This is a genomic window from Pseudonocardia sp. C8 (assembly GCF_014267175.1).
In the GTDB taxonomy this organism is placed as follows: domain Bacteria; phylum Actinomycetota; class Actinomycetes; order Mycobacteriales; family Pseudonocardiaceae; genus Pseudonocardia.
In genome coordinates this window covers 4709211-4729619 of sequence record NZ_JACMTR010000002.1, presented here as the reverse complement: position 1 = coordinate 4729619, position 20409 = coordinate 4709211, and the positions used below count along the sequence as shown (strand labels likewise).

Annotated in this window: 20 protein-coding genes; 4 read left to right on the top strand and 16 right to left on the bottom strand. The window is 74.3% G+C overall.

Features of this window, described 5'->3' with window-relative positions; genetic code table 11:
• Position 1 precedes the first annotated feature (1 nt).
• On the top strand, positions 2–1405 hold the full coding sequence (locus tag H7X46_RS22420; RefSeq protein ID WP_186361278.1) for an NAD(P)H-quinone dehydrogenase: 1404 nt from the start codon (positions 2–4) through the stop codon (positions 1403–1405).
• Here H7X46_RS22420 and H7X46_RS22415 read toward each other — a convergent pair.
• The 14 genes from H7X46_RS22415 to H7X46_RS22350 form a co-directional block, all read right to left on the bottom strand.
• Complete coding sequence (locus H7X46_RS22415; protein WP_186361277.1) at positions 1359–2135, bottom strand: ESX secretion-associated protein EspG; 777 nt, start codon at positions 2133–2135, stop codon at positions 1359–1361. The genes H7X46_RS22420 and H7X46_RS22415 overlap by 47 nt on opposite strands.
• 492 nt (positions 2136–2627) lie before the next feature.
• The gene (locus H7X46_RS22410; protein WP_186361276.1) at positions 2628–3131 is read right to left on the bottom strand and encodes a hypothetical protein; all 504 of its coding nucleotides are present in this window, start codon (positions 3129–3131) and stop codon (positions 2628–2630) included.
• Positions 3132–3456: 325 nt separating this feature from the next.
• Positions 3457–5238: an acetyl/propionyl/methylcrotonyl-CoA carboxylase subunit alpha gene (locus H7X46_RS22405; RefSeq protein ID WP_186361275.1), complete on the bottom strand. Its 1782-nt coding sequence runs from the start codon at positions 5236–5238 to the stop codon at positions 3457–3459.
• A 155-nt stretch (positions 5239–5393) separates the two neighbouring features.
• A complete protein-coding gene (locus H7X46_RS22400) occupies positions 5394–5993 on the bottom strand; it encodes a hypothetical protein (protein ID WP_186361274.1) in 600 nt (199 codons plus the stop codon).
• Positions 5990–6826: a DUF692 domain-containing protein gene (locus tag H7X46_RS22395; RefSeq protein WP_186361273.1), complete on the bottom strand. Its 837-nt coding sequence runs from the start codon at positions 6824–6826 to the stop codon at positions 5990–5992. Before H7X46_RS22395 ends, H7X46_RS22400 begins: the two co-directional genes overlap by 4 nt.
• A gap of 124 nt (positions 6827–6950) precedes the next feature.
• Positions 6951–7874, bottom strand: coding sequence for a TIGR04222 domain-containing membrane protein (locus H7X46_RS22390; RefSeq protein ID WP_186361272.1), 924 nt, complete (start codon positions 7872–7874; stop codon positions 6951–6953).
• A gap of 129 nt (positions 7875–8003) precedes the next feature.
• Positions 8004–8465 (bottom strand): SufE family protein, encoded by a 462-nt coding sequence (locus H7X46_RS22385; RefSeq protein WP_186361271.1) that lies wholly within the window; start codon positions 8463–8465, stop codon positions 8004–8006.
• Positions 8462–9352 carry a sulfurtransferase gene (locus H7X46_RS22380; protein ID WP_186361270.1) on the bottom strand — a complete coding sequence of 297 codons (891 nt, stop codon included), beginning with the start codon at positions 9350–9352 and terminating at the stop codon, positions 8462–8464. Before H7X46_RS22380 ends, H7X46_RS22385 begins: the two co-directional genes overlap by 4 nt.
• A 34-nt stretch (positions 9353–9386) precedes the next feature.
• Positions 9387–10022 (bottom strand): Maf-like protein, encoded by a 636-nt coding sequence (locus H7X46_RS22375; protein WP_186361269.1) that lies wholly within the window; start codon positions 10020–10022, stop codon positions 9387–9389.
• A 97-nt stretch (positions 10023–10119) separates the two neighbouring features.
• Positions 10120–10689 (bottom strand): ATP/GTP-binding protein, encoded by a 570-nt coding sequence (locus H7X46_RS22370; RefSeq protein WP_186361268.1) that lies wholly within the window; start codon positions 10687–10689, stop codon positions 10120–10122.
• Positions 10690–10783: 94 nt separating this feature from the next.
• The gene (locus tag H7X46_RS22365) at positions 10784–11158 is read right to left on the bottom strand and encodes a DUF742 domain-containing protein (RefSeq protein ID WP_186361267.1); all 375 of its coding nucleotides are present in this window, start codon (positions 11156–11158) and stop codon (positions 10784–10786) included.
• Entirely contained in the window at positions 11155–11550 is a 396-nt protein-coding gene (locus tag H7X46_RS22360) for a roadblock/LC7 domain-containing protein (protein ID WP_186361266.1), read from the bottom strand. Before H7X46_RS22360 ends, H7X46_RS22365 begins: the two co-directional genes overlap by 4 nt.
• Positions 11547–13532: an ATP-binding protein gene (locus H7X46_RS30415; RefSeq protein WP_186361265.1), complete on the bottom strand. Its 1986-nt coding sequence runs from the start codon at positions 13530–13532 to the stop codon at positions 11547–11549. The genes H7X46_RS22360 and H7X46_RS30415 overlap by 4 nt, the downstream gene beginning before the upstream one ends.
• A 282-nt stretch (positions 13533–13814) precedes the next feature.
• Positions 13815–15593: a helix-turn-helix domain-containing protein gene (locus tag H7X46_RS22350; protein ID WP_186361264.1), complete on the bottom strand. Its 1779-nt coding sequence runs from the start codon at positions 15591–15593 to the stop codon at positions 13815–13817.
• 136 nt (positions 15594–15729) lie between these two features.
• On the opposite strand from H7X46_RS22350, the gene H7X46_RS22345 reads away from it, so the two are divergent.
• The 3 genes from H7X46_RS22345 (at position 15730) to H7X46_RS22335 (ending at position 18436) form a co-directional block, all read left to right on the top strand.
• Positions 15730–16542 carry an N-acyl homoserine lactonase family protein gene (locus H7X46_RS22345; protein WP_186361263.1) on the top strand — a complete coding sequence of 271 codons (813 nt, stop codon included), beginning with the start codon at positions 15730–15732 and terminating at the stop codon, positions 16540–16542.
• Complete coding sequence (locus tag H7X46_RS22340; RefSeq protein ID WP_186361262.1) at positions 16542–17837, top strand: hydroxyacid-oxoacid transhydrogenase; 1296 nt, start codon at positions 16542–16544, stop codon at positions 17835–17837. Before H7X46_RS22345 ends, H7X46_RS22340 begins: the two co-directional genes overlap by 1 nt.
• A 71-nt stretch (positions 17838–17908) precedes the next feature.
• Complete coding sequence (locus H7X46_RS22335; protein ID WP_186361261.1) at positions 17909–18436, top strand: zinc ribbon domain-containing protein; 528 nt, start codon at positions 17909–17911, stop codon at positions 18434–18436.
• Between the two features lie 43 nt (positions 18437–18479).
• Here the strand turns inward: H7X46_RS22335 and H7X46_RS22330 are convergent, their stop codons facing one another.
• On the bottom strand, positions 18480–18728 hold the full coding sequence (locus H7X46_RS22330) for an acyl-CoA carboxylase subunit epsilon (RefSeq protein ID WP_186361260.1): 249 nt from the start codon (positions 18726–18728) through the stop codon (positions 18480–18482).
• Entirely contained in the window at positions 18725–20374 is a 1650-nt protein-coding gene (locus H7X46_RS22325; protein ID WP_186361259.1) for an acyl-CoA carboxylase subunit beta, read from the bottom strand. The genes H7X46_RS22330 and H7X46_RS22325 overlap by 4 nt, the downstream gene beginning before the upstream one ends.
• Positions 20375–20409 lie beyond the last annotated feature (35 nt).

The following is a 20409-nucleotide window of genomic DNA, read 5'->3' as shown; positions in this document are numbered from 1 at the left end:
CGTGACCCGCATCGTCATCATGGGCGGCGGACCGGCCGGGTACGAGGCTGCGCTCGTCGCCGCCCAGCACGGCAGCGAGGTGACCGTCGTCGAGCGCGACGGGATGGGCGGCGCCTGTGTCGTCTCCGACTGCGTCCCGTCGAAGACGTTCATCTCGTCCGCCGCGGTCCGTGTCGACCTGCACCGCGCCGAGGACCTGGGTGTGCTCGTCGACCGCGGGAACGCGGCCGTCGATCTCCCGGCGGTCAACGAGCGCGTCAAGTCCCTCGCCCTCGCCCAGTCCGCCGACGTCCGCGCGCAGCTGGAGAACGAGGGTGTCCGGATCGTGTCCGGGACCGCCCAGTTCACCGGGCCCGCGGAGTCCCGGGCCGCGCACGAGATCGCCGTCACCCACGCCGACGGCTCCGGCGAGTCGATCCTCGCCGACGTCGTGCTGGTCGCCACCGGCGCCACCCCGCGGGTGCTCGAGTCCGCCCGCCCGGACGGCGACCGGATCCTGGACTGGCGCCAGCTCTACGACCTGGAGGAGCTGCCCGAGCACCTGATCGTCATCGGGTCCGGGGTGACCGGGGCCGAGTTCTGCTCCGCCTACGTCGAGCTGGGCTGCCGGGTGACCCTCGTCTCGAGCCGGGACCGGGTGCTGCCGCACGAGGACGCCGACGCGGCCGCCGTGCTGGAGGAGGTCTTCGCCGAGCGCGGCGTGGAGATCCTGCCCAACGCCCGCGCCGAGAAGGTCGAGAACACCGGCGACGGCGTCCTGGTGACGCTGACCGACGGCCGCACCGTGTCCGGCTCGCACGCGCTGATGACGGTCGGCTCGGTGCCCAACACCGGTGACCTGGGCCTGGACAAGGCCGGGATCGAGACCGACCGGGGCGGGTTCATCACGGTCGACCGGGTGTCCCGGACGTCCGAGCCGGGCGTCTACGCCGCCGGCGACTGCACCGGGGTCCTGATGCTCGCCTCGGTCGCGGCGATGCAGGGCCGGATCGCGATGTGGCACGCCCTCGGCGAGGGCGTCGCCCCGATCCGGCTGCGCACGGTCGCGGCGAACGTCTTCACCCGCCCGGAGATCGCGACGGTCGGCATCAGCCAGCAGGTGATCGACTCCGGCGAGGTCCCGGCCCGCACGGTCATGCTCCCGCTGTCGACCAACGCGCGGGCCAAGATGCGCGGGCTGCGGCGCGGTTTCGTCAAGCTGTTCTGCCGGCCGGCGTCCGGCACGGTCGTCGGCGGCGTGGTGGTGGCGCCGGTGGCCAGCGAGCTGATCCTGCCGATCGCGCTCGCCGTCCAGAACGGGCTCAGCGTCGACGACCTCGCGCACACCTTCTCGGTCTACCCCTCGCTGTCGGGATCGATCACCGAGGCGGGTCGTCAGCTGATGCAGCACTCCGACCTGGCCTGAGCAGGTCCGTCAGCAGTCCCGCCAGCGTGTCCCGGTCGGCCGGGGCGAGGCTCGCCCGACCGGGGCCGCCGGTGAGCAGGTAGCGGCCGTCCGGGGTGTCGACGACGGCGACGTGCCCCGGCAGCCGGGCAGGGCTGCCCCAGCGGTCGTACCGGACGGCGCACACCCGGGCCCGGTGGGTCGGTCCGCGGAGCACCGCGGCGACGACGTCCGCGTCACCGCGACCCGCCGGGGCCGTGACCGGCACGCCGAGCGGGCCGACGGGTGCAGCACGGTCGCCGGGGAGCGCGGGAGCCGTGGCCGGCACGCGGAGCAGCGGCCCGGCCGCGACCGGCGGCAGCGCCGACACCGCCGCGTGCGCCGGCGCCCCCGCGGGCCTGACCGTCACCGTGCCGCCGGTGTGCACGGCGAGGACCCCGTCGCCGTCGCGTTCGGCGGCGACCGCCCGCAGCGGCGCCCCGAACCAGCCCCGGACCTCCAGCTGCCGTTCCGGGCGGTGCAGCAGCACGAGCTGCCGCACCAGGACGGGGTCCGCACCCGCCGGGCCGGCCAGGCCGCGGCCACGCAGCCCGTCCAGCCCGCCCGGCCCGTGGGCCACGATCCGGACCCGCTCGGCCCGGGTCCGGCCGGCCGGCGGCAGGCGCAGCGCGGCGGGTGCGGCACCGAGCCCGAGATGCTCCCGCAGGACCGCGAACTCCGCCGCGCTGAGCACGAAGGTGGGGACGGGCACGGCGACCTCCGCCGGGAGCGGGCACGGACTCCCGGCGCACGCTAGGCAGGCCCGCTCCGCGGCACGGCCGTTCGCGGGGAGCGGGTCGCCATCGCGAACGGCGGCGCCCGGCGCCCGCGGCGCGTTCCGCGGAACGCGTACGGGCTCACGAACGGCGGTACCAGCGCCTGCGGCGCGTTCCGCGGAACCTGGACGGCTCGCGAACGGTGGCATCCGATGCCTACGGCGCGTTCCGCGGAACGCGGGCGGGCCCGGGGACCGTGGCGTCCGGGGCTTGTGGCGTGTTCGGTGGAACGACGGACGGGTTCGCGAACGGGTGTGGCATCCGGTGCGTGGGGAGCGTTCCGCGGAACGCGGACGGGCCTGTGCACGGTGGCACCAGGGCGTGCGGCGCGTTCCGCGGAACGCGAACCGGTGCCGCGATCTGTGGCGGCACACCCCGACATGACGACACCCCCGCCCGCGCCGGACCGGCGCGGACGGGGGTGTGCATCAGGCTGCCGGTGTCCCGGCGGCGCGGTGGCCGGTGTCATCGGCCGTCCGGCACCCGGCGAGCGGGCAGGGCGGCGGTGACCACGGCCGGTCCTGGTGGGCGGACGCGGCGACGACCGCCGAGAACGGCCACCGTCCCGCGAACCGTTGCAGGTACCAGTAGGCGAACAGGTGCTCGGGCTCCTCCGGGTCGGTGATGAACACCGGATTCCCGCCCAGGCCGTCGACCCAGGCGGTGTAGGCGATCGCGACCCGGCCCGGCGGGCGTGCGGCCCGCCGGGTCTGGAGCCACTCCTCGGCCCGGCCGCGCCAGATCTCGAGCGCGGCCGGGTGCACGGTGGCCCCCGGGAGCTCCCGGAGGTTGGCCGTGAACGTACCGATCGGGACCCCGCCCGCGGAGTACGCGGCCGAGGTCAGGGTGAGCAGGGAGTGCGGGCCCGGGATCGGGCCATCGGTGTGGACGTGCGTCGTCACGAACGACGACGAACGATGGTCGGGGGGCATGACGGATCCTGTGACGTCTCGGTCGAGCATGATGACGGCTCACGGCGCGGCTGGGCCTGCGTGGTGAGCGGATCCGCGGCGCGGTACTCCGCGTGGCGGTAGTTCCGGGCCCCGTGGACGTCGGACACACGGGTCGGCTCTGTGCAGTTGTGCGTGGTGCGGTGGTGCGGTGGTGCGGCCGCGGGCGCCTGCTCGGCGTGCACGGCGAGCAGGAACGCTAGAGGCCCCGGGCGCCCCGGTCAACGGTCCGGCCGGCGGCGCGGTTTCGATGCGCGCTCCGCAGGCTCCGCGCTCAGTGCCGATGCGCGCTCCGCAGGCTCCGCGCTCAGTCCTTGATCTCGCAGATCACGGTGCCCTGGGACACCGAATCGCCCTGCGCGGCGGCGAGCCCGGTGACGGTGCCGTCCTTGGTGGCGGTGACCGGGTTCTCCATCTTCATCGCCTCCAGGACGACGATCAGGTCCCCGGCCGAGACGGTGTCGCCGTCGGACACCGCGACCTTGATGATCGTTCCCTGCATCGGGGCGGTGACCGCGTCACCGGACACCTTCGCGCCGCCGCCCTTGCCGGCCCGCTTCCGCGGTGCGGCCTTCTGGCCGGCGGCCGCGCCGCCGCCCCCGCCCCCGCCCAGGGCGAGGTCGCCGGGCAGCGAGACCTCCAGGCGCCGCCCACCGACCTCGACGACGACCGTCTGCCGCTCGCCGGACTCCTCCTCGGCCCCGGCTCCGCCCTCGAACGGGGCGACGGTGTTGTTCCACTCGGTCTCGATCCACCGGGTGTGCACGGCGAAGTCCTCGCCGGCCCCGGCGGCGAACGCCGGGTCGGCCACGACGAGCCGGTGGAAGTCCAGGACGGTGGCCATGCCCTCGACCTTGAACTCGGCGAGCGCGCGGCGGGACCGCTCGAGGGCCTGCGTGCGGTCCGCGCCGGTGACGATCAGCTTCGCCAGCAGCGAGTCGAACTGTCCGCCGATGACCGAGCCGTCCTCGACGCCCGCGTCCAGGCGGACGCCCGGTCCGGCCGGGTACCAGATCCGCTCGACGGTGCCGGGCGCCGGCAGGAAGTTGCGGCCGGCGTCCTCGCCGTTGATCCGGAACTCGATCGCGTGGCCGCGCGGCTCCGGGTCGTCGGTGAACTCCAGCTCCTTGCCCTCGGCGATCCGGAACATCTGCCGCACCAGGTCGATGCCGGTGGTCTCCTCGGACACCGGGTGCTCGACCTGCAGGCGGGTGTTCACCTCCAGGAAGGTGATCATCCCGTCCTCGCCGACGAGGAACTCGACGGTGCCGGCGCCGTAGTAGCCGGCCTCCTTGCAGATCGCCTTGGAGGCGTCGTAGAGGGTCTTGCGCTGCTCGTCGGACAGGAACGGCGCGGGCGCCTCCTCGACGAGCTTCTGGAAGCGGCGCTGCAGCGAGCAGTCCCGGGTCCCGACGACGACGACGTTGCCGTGCTGGTCGGCCAGCACCTGCGTCTCGACGTGGCGCGGCCGGTCCAGGTAGCGCTCGACGAAACACTCGCCGCGCCCGAACGCCGCGGTGGCCTCGCGGACCGCCGAGTCGTACAGCTCGGCGACCTCGGACCGCTCGCGGGCGACCTTCATGCCGCGACCGCCGCCGCCGAACGCCGCCTTGATCGCGACCGGGAGGCCGTGCTCGTCGGCGAAGGCGAGGACCTCGTCGGCGTCGGCGACCGGGTCCTTCGTGCCGGGCACCAGCGGCGCCCCGGCCCGCATCGCGATGTGCCGGGCGGTGACCTTGTCGCCGAGGTCGCGGATCGACTGCGGGGACGGGCCGATCCAGGTGATCCCGGCGTCGATCACGGCCTGGGCGAAGTCGGCGTTCTCCGAGAGGAAGCCGTAGCCCGGGTGGATGGCGTCGGCCCCGGCCTGCTTCGCAGCGCCGATCACCTTCTCGATGTCGAGGTACGACTCGGCCGCGGTCGACCCGCCCAGCGCGAACGCCTCGTCGGCCAGCCGGACGAACATCGCGTCCCGGTCGGGGTCGGCGTAGACGGCGACACTGGCGAGGCCCGCGTCCCTGGCCGCTCGGATCACCCGGACAGCGATCTCTCCCCGGTTGGCGACGAGCACTTTGCGCAGTGCGGGCACGGTCGAACTCCTCCGGTCGCGAGCGCCGGCCCGATGCTCCGGCGCTTGGGTCTGAGCGGAGTCTAAGAGCCTGACACCCCGAAGTTACCGGCGGGGAATGTGGCGATGGCAACGTCGGCGCCGGTCGGTGGCCGCCGTGCCTGGTCCTGATCGGTTCAGCGGTGAGGCGGAACACGGGCCGCGCGACGCAGCAGGCGCGCGACCGCGGACCGGCGCCGCGGCGCCGAACGCCCGTCGTAACGCCACTCCGTCTCCCGGGCGGCGAGCTCGCGGGCCGCCCCCGGACCGAGCCGGCCCGCCGCCGCGAGCTCCCGGGCGAGATCCCAGCCCTCCCGGACGGGGCCGTACGGCGGCACGCCCGCGAAGCGCTCCGCGAACACGGCGGGCCACCGCGGGCCGAGCCCGGCGGCGAGCAGCGGCCACTCCGCCGCGGCGAGACCGGCCCGCTTGCGCAGCAGCGCCGCGCGGGTGGCGGCCAGCCGGTGCGGATCGACGCCTGCCGGGTCCGGCCCGCCCGCGACGAGCGCCGCCACCAGCTCGGCCTGCCGTTCCGCGAGCCCGCGGGCATCGGGTGGGTCCGGCGCGGGCACGTGGTCGGTGCGCTCGGGTTCCCGCCGGCGGGCGCCCTCGTCGACGACGCGCAGGCGTGGACCGTGACCGGGTGCACCCGTCCGGTCCGCGGGGCGAGGAGCGTGCGTCCGGGACCGGCGCGGTGACAGCGGAGCACCCGGGTCCGGCGGCCAGAGGGCGTTCATCGCGCACCGCTCCCCGCCCCGCACGGCGCCGGGTGCCCTGCTGCCGCGGCGATCGCCGCCAGCTCGGCGCGCAGCTCACCGGCGGGCGGGTAGCGGCCGTCGCGTTCCAGCATCACCGGCGGGGGTGTCGGCAGCTGCGCGACCGTGTGCGCGAGCAGTGCGAGCACGGCGTCCGGGACCGGGTCGGTGTGCGTGTCGTGGAGCAGCCCGTCGTGCTCGGCACCGCCGGCGACATGGCAGTACGCGATCGCCTCCGGCGGCAGCGCGGCCAGCAGCGCGTCCATCTCGGCGCGCGGGTCCCGGCCCCGGTTCAGCGCGTTCACGTGCACGTTCGCGACGTCGAGCAGCAGCGGCGCGCCGGTGCGGCCGTGCAACCGGGCCAGGAACTCGGCCTCGCCGTACTCGTCGTCGGGCCAGTCGATCAGGGCCGCGATCGGCTCCAGCGCCAGCGGCACGTCCAGCTCGGCGCGGGTCCGCGCGACGTTCGCCGCGAGCACGTCCAGCGCCTCCCGGGTCCGGGGCAGCGGCAGCAGGTGCCCCGCCTCGAGCCCGCCGGCGCGGACGAACGCGACGTGCTCGCTGACCAGCACGGCGTCCGTCGCCGCGGCGGAGGCGGCGAGGTGCGCCACCCGGGCGGGCTCGACCCCGCCGGCGGATCCGAGCGACAGCCGGACCCCGTGGACGACGACGTCGCGCCGCCGCAGCGGCTCCGGGACGGCGTCCGGCCGGATCGACTCGGCGATCACCTCGTGGAACCCGAGCCCCGGCACGTCGTCGAGCACGGCGGCGATCGCGCCCCGCCAGCCGGCGCCGGTGCCGCGTGGACCCGTCATCGTGCCTCCACCGTCGCGTTCCCCGGTGGCCCGGGACGGTCCGCCCCCGCAACTCCACACCCCCCAGAGTGGAGTTGCGGGGACGAGCCGGCCCGATCCCCCGGGGATGTCCGTCCCGTGGTGGTCAGCCGCCGCAGCCGCCACCCCCGCAGCCACCGCCACCCCCGCCGCCGTCACCGCCACCGCTGCTGCTGTCACCGCCGCCGGTCCACCCACCGCTGCTGCCGGAGCCGCTACCGAGCGCGGCGACCTTCTGCGCGGCGAGCTCCTCGGCGAACGCGGGCTCGGCGGCGAGCATCGCGCCGACCCCGAACGCGCCGACGCTGAGCGCGGCCGCGGCCGGGCCGACCGCCGTCCAGTCCGGGCGCATCGACGGCGACAGCGCCGCGTGGTCGGTGCGGAGCCGGCGCAGGGCCGCCTCCCCGGCCCGGGTGCGGTGCGGCGCGCGCAGCATCAGGACGCCGGTCACCGCGGCCATGACCAGGGTGAGGAGGATCAGGAAGCCGACCGGCCGCCCGTTCGCGGTGCCCGCGCTGATCCGGGCGACGCCGAGCACGACGACCAGCCCCGGCAGGACGGCGGTGGCGCGGTAGCGGTTCCGCTCGTCGGCGCTCAGGAGCAGTCCGGTGGACCGCAGGCGCTGCCCGATCCGGTCCAGCTCGGCCCGGACCGCGTCGTGCAGGCGCAGCGTGCGGCCCGGGGTGAGCCGGTGCGCGGAGCGGTGGATGGCCCGCTGCAGCCCGGTGGCGGTGCGGGTCAGCGGCCCGCCGGCGCGGACCTGGCCGGCGGTCCGGCCCGAGGTCACGACCGTGCCGTCGACGTGCATCGCCGACAGGGCGGCGTAGACGGCGAGCTCGGGGCCGCCGTTGAGGTAGGCGACGTCCTCGGGCCGGTTGTCCAGGAGCCGGCCCCCGGCCGGGTCCCCGGCGGCGATCCGGGAGCGTCGCCAGAGCGCGAGCGCGACCGCCGTCACCCCGATGATCACGTAGACGACCAGGAACGTGGGCCCGGAGACCCCCCAGGTCTCTCCGGTGAGATTCGTGCCCATTCCGACCACCCCCCAGCGGCGCTGCGATGCCTCGTCGTTGGGGAGAGTGTGCGCTCGCTCACGTGGAGGGTTCCCGGATTTCACCGAGACTTGAGGTTGGGACCCGCGAACGGCCCAGCGCCCTCACAGTCAGCCGAGGGCGGCGCGCACCTGGTTCTTGATCCGGGCCAGCATCGCGGCGATGCCGCGCAGCCGCAGCGGGCTCACGGCCTCGGCCAGGCCGAGGTCGGTGTAGAAGTCGTCCGGCACGTCCAGCACCGCGGTGGCCGGCTGGCCGTCCAGCCCGGTGTGCATGATCGACGCGAACCCGCGGGTGGTCGGGGCCTCCCGTGGTGCGGAGAAGAACAGGTGCACGGCCCGGGTCGCGGGGTCGTCGCCGTCGTCGACCTCCACGGCCAGGAACAGCGGTGACTGGCACTCGTGGACCTGCTCCATCGAGTCCGCCGCGTCCGCGTAGCGCTCGGGCAGGTCGGGCAGCTCCTGGGACAGCTCCAGGAGCAGCTGCAGCCGGTCCTTCGGCCCGACGCCGGCGAAGTCGTCGACCAGCTCGGCCAGCTCCGGCGGGAGGCTCGGTGCCGCGTTCTCGCTCACGCCGACCCGCGCTCCTCTCCCTGCACGATCGGGACCCGGACGGCGTTGCCCCACTCGGTCCAGCTGCCGTCGTAGTTGCGGACGGATCCGAAGCCCAGCAGGTAGGTCAGCACGAACCAGGTGTGGCTGGAGCGCTCGCCGATCCGGCAGTAGGCGACGACGTCGTCGGACGGCCGCAGCCCCTGCTCCTCCTGGTAGATCGCCTCCAGCTCGGCACGGGTCTTGAACGAGCCGTCCTCGGCGGCGGCGCGGGCCCACGGGACGCTGGCCGCGCCCGGGATGTGCCCGCCCCGGACCGCACCCTCCTGCGGGTAGTCCGGCATGTGCAGCTTCTCGCCGGTGTACTCCTGCGGCGAGCGGACGTCGACCATGGGCTTGCCGAGGTGGGCCAGCACGTCGTCCTTGAAGGCCCGGATCACCGAGTCGTCCCGCGCGACGACCGGGTACTCGGCCCGCTCCGGGGACGGGGTGTCCGTGGTGACCTCCCGGCCCTCGGCGATCCACTTGCTGCGGCCGCCGTCGAGCAGCCGCACGTCGGGGTGCCCGAACAGGGAGAACACCCACAGGGCGTAGGCGGCCCACCAGTTGTTCTTGTCGCCGTAGACGACGATCGTGGTGTCCCGCCCGATGCCGCGCTCCGACATGATCTCGGCGAAGCGCTCCCCGTCGACGTAGTCGCGGGTCACCGGGTCGTTCAGCTCGGTGTGCCAGTCGACCTTCACCGCGCCCGGGATGTGCCCGGTGTCGTAGAGCAGCACGTCCTCGTCGGACTCGACGACGACGAGGCCCGGGTCCTTGAGGTGGTCGGCCAGCCAGGCGGTGGTGACCAGGCGCTCGGGGTGGGCGTACTCGGCGAGCTTCGGGTCCGGGTCGTTCGGGACAGCCATGCCCGCGAGGGTAGCCGGGACGCGCTCCGGTCGCTCAGCGCCGGTCACCCTGGTCGCGCCAGAGCTCGACCGGGCTCACCCCGACCTCGCCGAGCAGCCTGCGCAGCAGCGGGAGGCTGATCCCGATCACGTTCGACGGGTCGCCGTCGATGCCCTCGACGAACCAGCCGCCGATCCCGTCGAGGGTGAAGGCCCCCGCGACGTGCAGCGGTTCCCCGGTGCCGAGGTACGCCTCCAGCTCCTCGGCGGTGGGCTCGGCGAACCGCACGGCGGTCGCGGCGTCACCGGTGGCGCGGTCGGCCACCGTGCCACCGGCCAGCCGCAGCACCGCGTGCCCGGTCAGCAGCTCGCCGGTCTTGCCGGCCATCTCCTGCCAGCGCCGGCGGGCGGTCCCGGCGTCACCGGGCTTGCCGACGAGCTCCCCGCCGACGAGCAGCATCGAGTCGCAGCCGACGACCAGCGCGTCGGGGTGCTCGCCGGCGATGCGCTCGGCGACGGCGGTGGCCTTCGCCTCGGCCAGCAGGGTCACCTTCCGGCCCGGTGTCTCGTCCGGGTACGCGGCGAGCAGGGCGTCCTCGTCGACGCCCGCGACCTCGACCAGCGGATCGGTCCCGGCGGCGCGGAGCACGGCGAGGCGGGCGGGGGAGGCGGAGGCGAGAACGAGTCGCACGCTCCGGACCGTACCGGCCCGGTCGCGCCGTGCCGGTTGCTCGGTGCCGGTCGCCTCGGTGCCCGTCGCTCGGTGCCGGCCGCTCACTGCCGGTCGCTCAGTGCACGGCCAGGGAGCGCTCCAGCGCGTGCTCGGCGAGCACCACCAGCGTGGACAGGCAGGAACCGCGCTCGCGGGCGTCCATGCGCAGTACCGGGGCGTCCGCCGCGACGCCGAGGGCCTCGCGGACCGCGTCGGTGGTGAACGCGTCGGCGCCGGGGAAACCGTTCACGGCGACGGCGAACGGCATCCGCCTGCTCTCGAAGTAGTCGACGGCGGCGAAGCAGTCGTCGATCCGCCGCAGGTCGACCAGCACGACGGCGCCGACCGCGCCCCGGGCGAGCTCGTCCCACATGAACCAGAAGCGGTCCTGGCCGGGGGTGCCGAACAGGTAGAGCACCAGCCCGCCGTCCACGGTGATCCGGCCGAAGTCCATCGCCACGGTCGTGGTGGTCTTGCCGGGCACCGCGCGGGTGTCGTCGAGGCCGACCGACGCGGACGTCATGCCCGCCTCGGTGAGCAGCGGCGGGATCTCGGACAGCGAACGGACGAGCGTGGTCTTGCCGACCCCGAACCCGCCCGCGATGAGGATCTTGAGCGGCACGGGTGCCGCGGACCCGGGTTCCATCATCGCTCCTTGGATGGTGTGGTTGTGGGGGGTCAGCGCTGATGTTCGTTCCGCATGCTGCTCTCAGCGCTGATGTTCGTTCCGCAAGCTCCTCTCAGCACGCCCGGAGCCCTTCCACCAGCCGGCTCAGCAGGGCCGGGGCCGGGCGTCCGCCGTCCGACGGGGGAGGGGCGTGCACGACCAGCAGGCCGTCCTCGGCGAGGTCCCCGACGAGGACCCGGGCGGCGCCGACGGGCACGCCGAGGCGGGCGCCGAGCTCCATCAGCGAGACCGGCCGCTCGGCCATCTCGAGGATCACGCGGTGCTCCAGCTGCAGCTCGCCGCCCCCGCGCCGGCCCTGGTCGGTGCGGGTGACCAGCGACTCGATCGGCAGGTCGCGGGCGCTGCGGGTCCGGCCCCCGGTCAGCGCGTACGCCGGGACGACCCGGCCGTCGGTGCGCGCGTCCTGCGGTTCGTGCCGGGCGCTCACCCGGCCGCCCCGGGGGTGCGGAGGGCCAGCTCGAGTGCGTGCCCGACCTGCCTCGCGAGCATCGTCATCTCGTAGCCGAGCATCCCGATGTCGCAGTCGCGGTCGGTGTGCACGGCGAGGACCGCGCCGTGCCCGACCGGGCCGAGGAACAGGTAGCCGTCGGTCATCTCCACGATCGTCTGGGTCGGGAACCCCGCGGAGAGCAGGGTCGCGGTGCCCCGGGCCAGGCTCAGCAGGCCCGACGCCGCCGCGGCGAGCCGGTCGGCGAGGCCGTCGTCGAGCCCGTCGGACGCGGCGAGCCGTAACCCGTCGGCGGACACGGCGAGCGCGTACCGCACGCCCGGGGTGCGGGCCGCGAAGTCGGTGACCAGCCAGTCGGGACCGCGCCTCACGAGCGGATCCCGTCCCCGCGGGCCCGGACGGCCGGGTCGTGTCCCACCTCGGCGCGGGCCGCGTCGCGCCGGGCCTGGAACCGGGACAGCGCCTGCGCCGCCTCGGCCGCCCGGTCCGAGGACAGGGCCGGCAGCGCGTGCGACCCGGACGACTCGCCCCACCCGTCGGCTGCTCCGGGCTCCCGGAGCTCGGGGGCGATGCTGGCCTGCGGGACCCGGCGGCGCAGCGACGCGGGCACCGGTGGGGCCTCGGCGGAGCGCTGGGCCGGGACCGGTGCCGGGTTCCCGGCCTGCGGCCGCGGGCGCGGGACCGGGGACGGGCGCGCGGCGGGCTCCTGCGGTGCCCCGTCCCACCAGCCGGTCCAGCCCGGCCCGGGGTGGCCGAAGTCGGGGACCCGGGTGGGCGCGGGCCCGGCCGGTGTGCCGGACGCCCCGGTGCCGGATGCGGTCGCGCCCGTGACGGACCCCGTGACGGACCCCGTGATGGACCCCGTCGAGCCGGTGGTGGACGCGGCGGTGCCGCCGGCGAACGCGACCGGGCCTGTGGCGATGGGGTCCCCGGCGGCGACCGGGTCGCCGTGGTCCCCGGCCGGGGAGCGCCCGATCCCGGTGACGCGGGTCCCGGGGCCGGTGGGCGTCGCGGCGGCCCGCGCCACCGGCGGCTCGGGAGCGGGCACGCCCTGGTCGGCGTCGACGTCCGGCCCGGACACGGGCGCGAACACGCTGTTCGGCATCGCGATCACCGCGGTGATCCCGGAGCCGGGGGTGCGGCCCAGCGTGACCCGGATCCCGTGCCGGCCGGCCAGCCGCGCGACCACGTGGAAGCCCAGGCGGTTGGCCACCGACAGGTCCACCTCGGGCGGGTCCGCGAGCAGCTCGTTCGCCGCCGCCAGGTCGTCGTCGGGCATGCCGACCCCGCAGTCCTCGACGGTCAGCACGTGCCCGCCCGGGGTCGTGCGGTCCGGCCGGGCCCGGATCACGACCGTCGAGTCCGGTGGCGAGAAGCGCACCGCGTTCTCGGTCAGCTCGGCGAGCATGTGCGTGATGTCGGTGACCGTGTGCCCGAGCACGGCGGTGTGCTCGTCGACGGTGAACGTGACCCGCTCGAGCTCCTCGGTCTCGGCGATCGCGGCCCGGACGACGTCGCGCAGCGGGACCGGCCTGCTCCACATCCGCGACGGGGCCTCGCCGGACAGCACGAGCAGGCTCTCCGAGTTGCGCCGGACCCGGGTGGTCAGGTGGTCCAGGACGAACAGCTCGGCGAGCGTGTCCGGGTCGCGCTCGGACTCCTCCAGCTGGTTGATGATGTCGGCCTGTCGGTAGAGCATGCTCTGGTTGCGCCGGGCCAGGTTGACCAGCAGGTCCGCGGTGAACCGGCGGCGGTTCATCTCGGTGAGCTCGGCGGCGATGGCCTGCCGCTCCTGCTGCTGCTCCTCGCTGATCCGCCAGAACACCATCGTCGCGGTGCAGGCGAACGCCACCGCGACACCGTGGATCGCCGACCAGGTCCAGGGCGACATCTGCGCCGCGTGGTGGTTGAAGACCATCGATCCGTGCAGCGCAGACCCGAAGCCGTGGCTGAGCACGGTGATCGCGAAGTTCAGCAGGAACGGGATCCAGTCCTGGTAGAGCGCGATGAACCCGATGATGATGAAGAAGTGGAAGTGCGCCTCGATCGTGCCGTGGGTGAGCGCGACCAGGGTCACCGAGCACGTGACCAGGCCGAGCGTGGCCAGCCCGGAGGCGAGCCGCCGCCGGCCCGACAGCACGCGGGCCAGCACCGCGCACAGCGCCGGACCCCCGGCCGCCAGCAACGCCGACTCCAGGCCCCAGCCCAGGAACAGCGCGAACAGCACCAGCGCCGGGATGTGGCCGATCAGCACACCCAGCACGATGCGGTGCCGGCGTGCCCAGTCCTCGTCGCTGAGCGCGTAACCGCGTGGGAAGTAGCCGGCGATCGCCCGGCGGGTCGGCAGGTGCATGGGTCTCCAGGCCGGCGGGCGCGGGTCGGGGACACCCGTGACCGCCTGCGGGGCGTTCTCGCGGGGGAGCGAGGGCCCAGCCGGGGACATCGGGGCCGTGTCCGGACGTCGTCTGGGCCGAGGCCGAGACTGGCACACCCCGGGCCGGAGCGGATGCGCTGAAGGCCCTAACTTCCCGGCCCGTCGGCGCGTCCGGTCACCGGTACCGGTCGGGCCGAACGGTGGAGCGCTCGGTGACCGAGCGGACACCGGGTGTCGTCGTGGATTCGCAGCAGGCGGCGGTCACCCGGGCGGGCCCGGCGGAGCGGTCGCCCGCTGCAGGCGCAGGGCGAGATGGACGTGGAAGCGCCCCTCGGGGGTGCGCCACGAGTCCCCGAGCAGGTCGTCGATCCGTTCGAGCCGCTGCCGCACGGTGTTCGGGTGCACCGACAGCGCCTCCGCCGCCGGGACGAGCAGCTCGCCCGCGGCGAACCAGTGCCAGAGGGTGTCCGCCAACCGGGTGCGCCGGCGCCGGTCGTAGTCGAGGACCGGTCCGAGGTGACGGTCCACGATCTCCCGTGCCGTCGTCCCGGTCCGGTCCCGGATCACCGCGCCGACCGCGCCGAGGGACGCGTAGTCCGCGTGCCCGGCGGTCCGGCCGAGCGCCCGCGCCGCGGCGGCGACGTCGGTGGCCTCGGAGTGCGCGCGGCGCAGGTCGGCGGGCCCACCGGTCGGGCTGTACGCGGTGCCGACGAGCGCCGTCACACCGGCCGCGGCCAGGCCGTCCGCGACCGCAGCGGCGGGGCGGGGACCGGCGTCGCAGGCCCTGGTCGCACGGCCGCCGGCGATGACGCAGACGTGTCCGTCGTGCACCGACACCAGCCAGCGGCCCGCGCCGTCGAGCGACCGGACCGTCCGTGCCGCCGAGACGGCGGAGGCCGGGTCCACGTCGAGGACGAGCACGGTGGCCGGTGCGTCCGGCGAGACGCCGTAGTGCGCCAGCCGGGACCCCAGGGTCGGCCGGGGCGGGACGCGGCTGTCGACGATCTCCTCGACCAGGGTGGTCTGGGCGGCCTCGTCGGCCTCGGCCAGCGCCCGCTCGACGAGCAGCGCGACCGTGACGAACGCCGACGCGTGGGCGAGGCGGGCGACCGCGTCGTCGTCGGCGCCCTCCATCACCAGCGTCGCAAGGTGCTCCCCGGCCGTGGTGATCGCGAGCAGCGCGTAGGTCCCGCCGCCGGGCAGGTGTGCGATCGCGACGCCGCCGCCCTGCTGGGAGGTCCGCACCGCGGAGCGCAGCCGCCAGCCGGCCAGCTCCTCCGGCGTGAGCAACCGGCGTCCCATCCGCAGCGCACCGGTCGGGTCGTGCAGCGACAGCGGGTGGCCGACCGAGTCGGCGAGGACCGCGAAGACGCCGGCGGCCTCGGCCGTGGAACCCGCCATGGCCCCCATCAGGCGTTCGTCGAGCTGCAGCAGGTGTTCCAGGCGGAGCCGGGCCCCGGGGTCGGAGCCGTCGTCGCGGGTCGTGCGCAGCCGCCGGATCTCCTCGCCGCGGCGGGTCTGCTCGAGCGCGACCGCGGCCTGCACGGCCATGTGCTCGAGCGCGCTGCGGGCCGCCGGCCCGAGCGTGCGGGGTGCGCGGTGGGCGACCAGCAGGGCCCCGACGACCCGGCCGCCGAGGCGCATCGGGGCGCCCGCGATCGCCCGGACGCCCTCGCCGCGGACGATCACGTCGATGCCGGACAGGTGGTTCAGCGACCGGTCGGCGAGGTAGTCCGCGGTCGCGACGGTCTCCGCGCCGGCGGCCGCCCGCCCGAGGATGCCGGTGCCGAACGGCATCCGGATCGCCCGGTACTCGGGGGTGCGCACGCCGTCGGTCAGCTGGATGTAGGTCGTGCCGGAGTGCAGGTCGTTGAGGCTGAAGTAGGCCATGTCCGCGGCGAGCAGCTGGCGGGTGCGGCGCAGGATCGCACCGAGCATCACCTCCCGGTCGCCCACGTTGGCGAGATCGAGCGCGGTCTCCCCGATCGCGCGCAGGAGCTCGTCCTGGCTCGGCTCGGGGAACGGCGGAGCCGGTTTCATGCGACCGACCTTATGTGTCTCCGCGCCATGTTCTGAGATCAAATCAGGCGCACACGGCCATGGACGGCCGGTCGTACCTTCCCGAGACTGTCTCCGAAACGAGCCGCCAGACCCTCCGACGACGAAGGGACTCCCCATGGCCACGGCGAACAAGCTCAGCGTCATCCCCTGCGGGGCGATGCACGCCAACCTCCCGTTCCTGCTCCTCAAGCCCGGTGTCAGCATCAAGCCACGGTCGGAGAAGGACGCACCGGTCGACTGGGTCGAGGTCCCGACGCACTGCGTCCTGGTCGAGACGGACGAGGGCAAGCTGCTGTGGGACACCAGCTGCCCGTCGGACTGGGAGACCCGGTGGGCACCGACCGGCCTGCAGGAGTTCTTCCCCTACGACGCCGTCGCCGACGACGAGTACCTCGACGAGCAGCTGCACAAGATGGGCGTCGGGCTCGACGAGATCGACTACGTGGTCCTGTCGCACCTGCACTTCGACCATGCCGGCAACGCGCAGATGTTCGCGAACACGAACGCGAAGATGATCTGCTCGGACAAGGAGAAGGAGTTCGCGCTGGGCTTCGAGGGCCCGTTCAACGGCGCCCACCTCAAGGCCGACTACGAGGGCATCGACTGGGAGATCGTCTCCGGCGACGTCGAGCTGCTCCCCGGCGTGAGCATGATCCAGACCCCGGGGCACACCCCCGGCTGCATGTCGATGCGCGTCGACCTGCCCGACACCGGAACGATGATCTTCACCTCGGACGCGGTCTACATGGGGGAGAGCTACGGCCCGCCCCCGGCGCCCGCCGCGATCGTCAACAACCTGGAGGACTGGTTCTCCTCGGTGGAGAAGCTGCGCGGCATCCAGGAGCAGACGGACGCGACGATGGTGTTCGGCCACGACGCCGAGCAGATCCACCAGCTGCGCAAGGCACCTGAGGGGTCGTACACCTGATGACGTCCGCGGTTCCCGAGCTCACCGAGGAGACGATCTTCACCTGGGGTGCGCCCCCGCTGAAGTTCGGCGCCGGCGCGATCGACGAGGTCGGCTTCGACCTGTCGGCCTACGGCGTGTCGCGGGTCCTGATCGTCACCGACCGCGGCGTGAACGCGCTGGGCGCACCGCAGCGCGTGGCCGACAACCTGTCCCGCTACGGCATCGAGTCCGAGATCTTCGACGACGTGCACGTCGAGCCGACCGACGACTCGATGAACAAGGCGACCGAGTACGCCCGCGCCCAGGGCCCGTGGGACGGCTTCGTCGCGATCGGCGGCGGCTCGGCCATCGACACCGCCAAGGCGATCAACCTGCTCACCAGCCACCCCGGCGAGCTGATGGACTACATCAACAAGCCGATCGGCGGCGCGAAGGTGCCCCCGGGACAGCTCAAGCCGCTGATCGCCGTCCCGACGACGGCGGGCACCGGTTCCGAGTCGACGGCGATGTGCGTGCTGGACATCCTCTCGATGCGGGTCAAGACCGGGATCAGCCACTGGCGGTTGCGCCCGACCCTGGCCGTCATCGACCCGCTGCTGACGATGACGCTGCCGCCGCAGGTCACCGCGGCGTCCGGGATGGACATCACCTGCCACGCGGTGGAGAGCTACACGGCGCGCTACTACACGACCTTCGACCGCCGCAGGCCCGAGGAGCGGGTCACCTACTGTGGCTCCAACCCGGTGTCGGACCTGTGGTGCGAGAAGGCGATGGCGCTGCTCGCCAGGTCCTTCCGCACCGCGGTCGAGCGCGGCGCCGAGGACGTCGAGGCCCGCTCGGACATGATGATGGCCGCGACGTTCGCGGGCATGGGCTTCGGCAACTCCGGGGTGCACATCCCGCACGCCAACGCGTACCCGATCGCCGGGATGGTCAAGGACTACCGGCCGCAGGGTTACCGGGTGGACGAGCCGATGGTCCCGCACGGGGAGTCCGTGTCGCTGACGGCGCCGGAGGCCTTCCGGTTCTCGTTCGAGTCCGCACCGGAGCGGCACCTGCGGGCCGCGGAGCTGCTGGACCCGCGGGCGGATCGGATGAACGACCCGCGCGAGCAGCTGCCGGGGGTCCTGACCCGGTTGATGCGCGACATCGGCATCCCCAACGGGATCGGCGGCGTCGGCTACACCGAGGCCGACGTGCCGGATCTCGTCCCCGGGACGATGAAGCAGCAGCGGCTGCTGGCCACGTGCCCGCGGATGCCGACCGAGGACGACATCGCCGACATCCTCACGAAGTCCGTGCAGAACTGGTGACCGCCGCGGCCGGCGGGCCCCCGGGCCCCCGGGCCCCCGGGCCGCCGGCCGCCCCGATCGAGAGCAGCGCGATGCCGATCTACGTCTTCCGGTGCGGGTGCGGAGCCCGTTTCGAACACCTCGCCTCGATGGCGGACCCCCACACCCCGCCGTGCCCGGTGTGCGGGGACGGGGCGACCAGCAAGGTCCCGGCCGGGTTCGCGCTCGGCGGTCAGGCCAGCCCCGGCCTGTCGAAGGACGAGATGCCCCAGACCTGGCGCGGTGTCTACGACGGCAACGCCGAGTACATCGACTCGATGCGCCGGACCTGGGAGCGGCGACGCCGGCTGGAGGAGAAGTACCCGGAGATCGCCGGGGACCAGCGGCCGATCCTGGCGCACGAGGGCAAGTACCACGACGCGCCGCTGCGGGCCGGTGACATCCAGCTGGGTGGCACCGCGCCGATGCCGGGTGCGGGCGTCGCGGCGAAGCACGGCCACGGACACGGCCACGGCCATGGGCACGGCCACGGGCACAGCCACGGCCATGGACACGGTCACGGCCACAGCCACGGCACCGGGCCCGCGACGGGCGGGGCCGGCACCGCGACCGAGGACTGACTGCCCGCGACCGAGGACCGGGGGCTGAGGGCTGAGGGCGGGGTCAGCGCGGCAGGCCGGAGGCCCGCCAGGCACCGGGGCCGGCGTGCAGCGAGGCCCGGAGCTGGGCCGCCGGGTGCGACCACAGGTCCGGCTCCGCCGGCGGGGCCGGCTCGTCACTCCCGGCGCTCGCCATCGCCGCGACGGCGACGGTGAGCGCGGCGAGCTCGTGGTCGTCCGGGGTGCCCCGCACGACCCGGAACAGCGCCCGCCGCTGCTCCGGGGTGGCCCGTTTCTCGTCGGCGGCCGTCACAGCGGGATGTTCCCGTGCTTGCGGGTGGGGCCCTGCTCCCGCTTGGTGGCCAGCATCCGCAGCGCCCGGCCGACGTAGCCGCGGGTGTGCGACGGCGGCACCACCGCGTCGATGTAGCCCCGGTCGGCGGCGATGTAGGGGTTGCAGAGGGTGTCCTCGTACTCCTGCTGCAGCTCGGCGCGCCGGGCCGCGAGCTCGTCACCCTCGAGGCCCTTCAGCTCCTTGCGGTAGAGGATCGACACCGCGCCCTGCGCGCCGGTGACCGCGATCTGCGCGGTCGGCCAGGCGATGTTCACGTCGGCGCCCAGGTGCTTGGACCCCATGACGTCGTACGCGCCGCCGTAGGCCTTCCGGGTGATCACGGTGACCTTCGGGACGGTGGCCTCGGCGTAGGCGTAGATCAGCTTCGCGCCGCGGCGGATGATGCCGTTCCACTCCTGGTCGGTGCCGGGCAGGAACCCGGGGACGTCGACGAAGGTCAGCACCGGGATGTTGAACGCGTCGCAGGTCCGCACGAACCGGGCGGCCTTCTCCGAGGCGTCGATGTCGAGGCAGCCGGCAAACTGGGTCGGCTGGTTCGCGACGATGCCGACGCTGCGGCCCTCGACCCGGGCGTAGCCGATCACGATGTTCGGCGCCCACAGCTCCTGGACCTCGAGGAAGTCCTCGTCGTCGACCACCCGGTTGATGACCTCGCGGATGTCGTACGGGGTGTTCGGCGAGTCCGGGATGATCGTGTCGAGCTCGCGGTCGGTGTCGGTGATGCCGTCGGTGATCGAGCCGGCCACCGGCTCCGAGGGCGGGAACGCCGGCGGCTCGGACAGGTTGTTCGACGGCAGGAAGCTCAGCAGCTGCTTGACGTAGTCGAGCGCGTCCGACTCGTCGCCGGCCAGGTAGTGCGCCACGCCCGACTTCGAGTTGTGCGCCCGGCCGCCGCCGAGCTCCTCCATGTCGACGTCCTCACCGGTGACCGTCTTGATGACGTCCGGACCGGTGATGAACATGTGGCTCGTCTCGTCGACCATCACCGTGAAGTCGGTGATCGCGGGCGAGTAGACGGCGCCGCCCGCGCACGGGCCCATGATCAGCGAGATCTGCGGGACCACCCCGGAGCTCTGCACGTTGCGCAGGAAGATCTCGCCGTAGAGGCCGAGGGCGACCACGCCCTCCTGGATCCGGGCGCCGCCGCCGTCGTTGATCCCGATCACCGGGCAGCCGATCTTGGCGGCCACGTCCATGACCTTGACGATCTTCTCGCCGTACACCTCGCCGAGCGCCCCGCCGAAGACCGTCGCGTCCTGCGAGAACAGCGCGACCGGGCGGCCGTCGATGGTGCCGGTGCCGGTGACGACGCCGTCGCCGAAGGGCCGCTTCTCCTGCATCCCGAAGTTCGTCGAGCGGTGCCGGGTCAGCGCGTCCAGCTCGACGAAGGACCCGGGGTCCAGGAGCGCCTCGATGCGCTCCCGGGCGGTCTGCCGGCCCTTCGCGTGCTGGCGCTCGACGGCCGCCGCCGAACCGGCGTGGATCGCGTCGTCGAAACGCTGGTACAGGTCGGCGAGCTTGCCCGCGGTGGTGTGGATGTCGGGCTGCTGGCCCGGGGCGTCCTCACCGTCCGGGGTCGCCATCGGCTCCGTTGCGGCGCTCATGGACCCGGACTCTAACCCGCGAGTAGCCCCTCGGC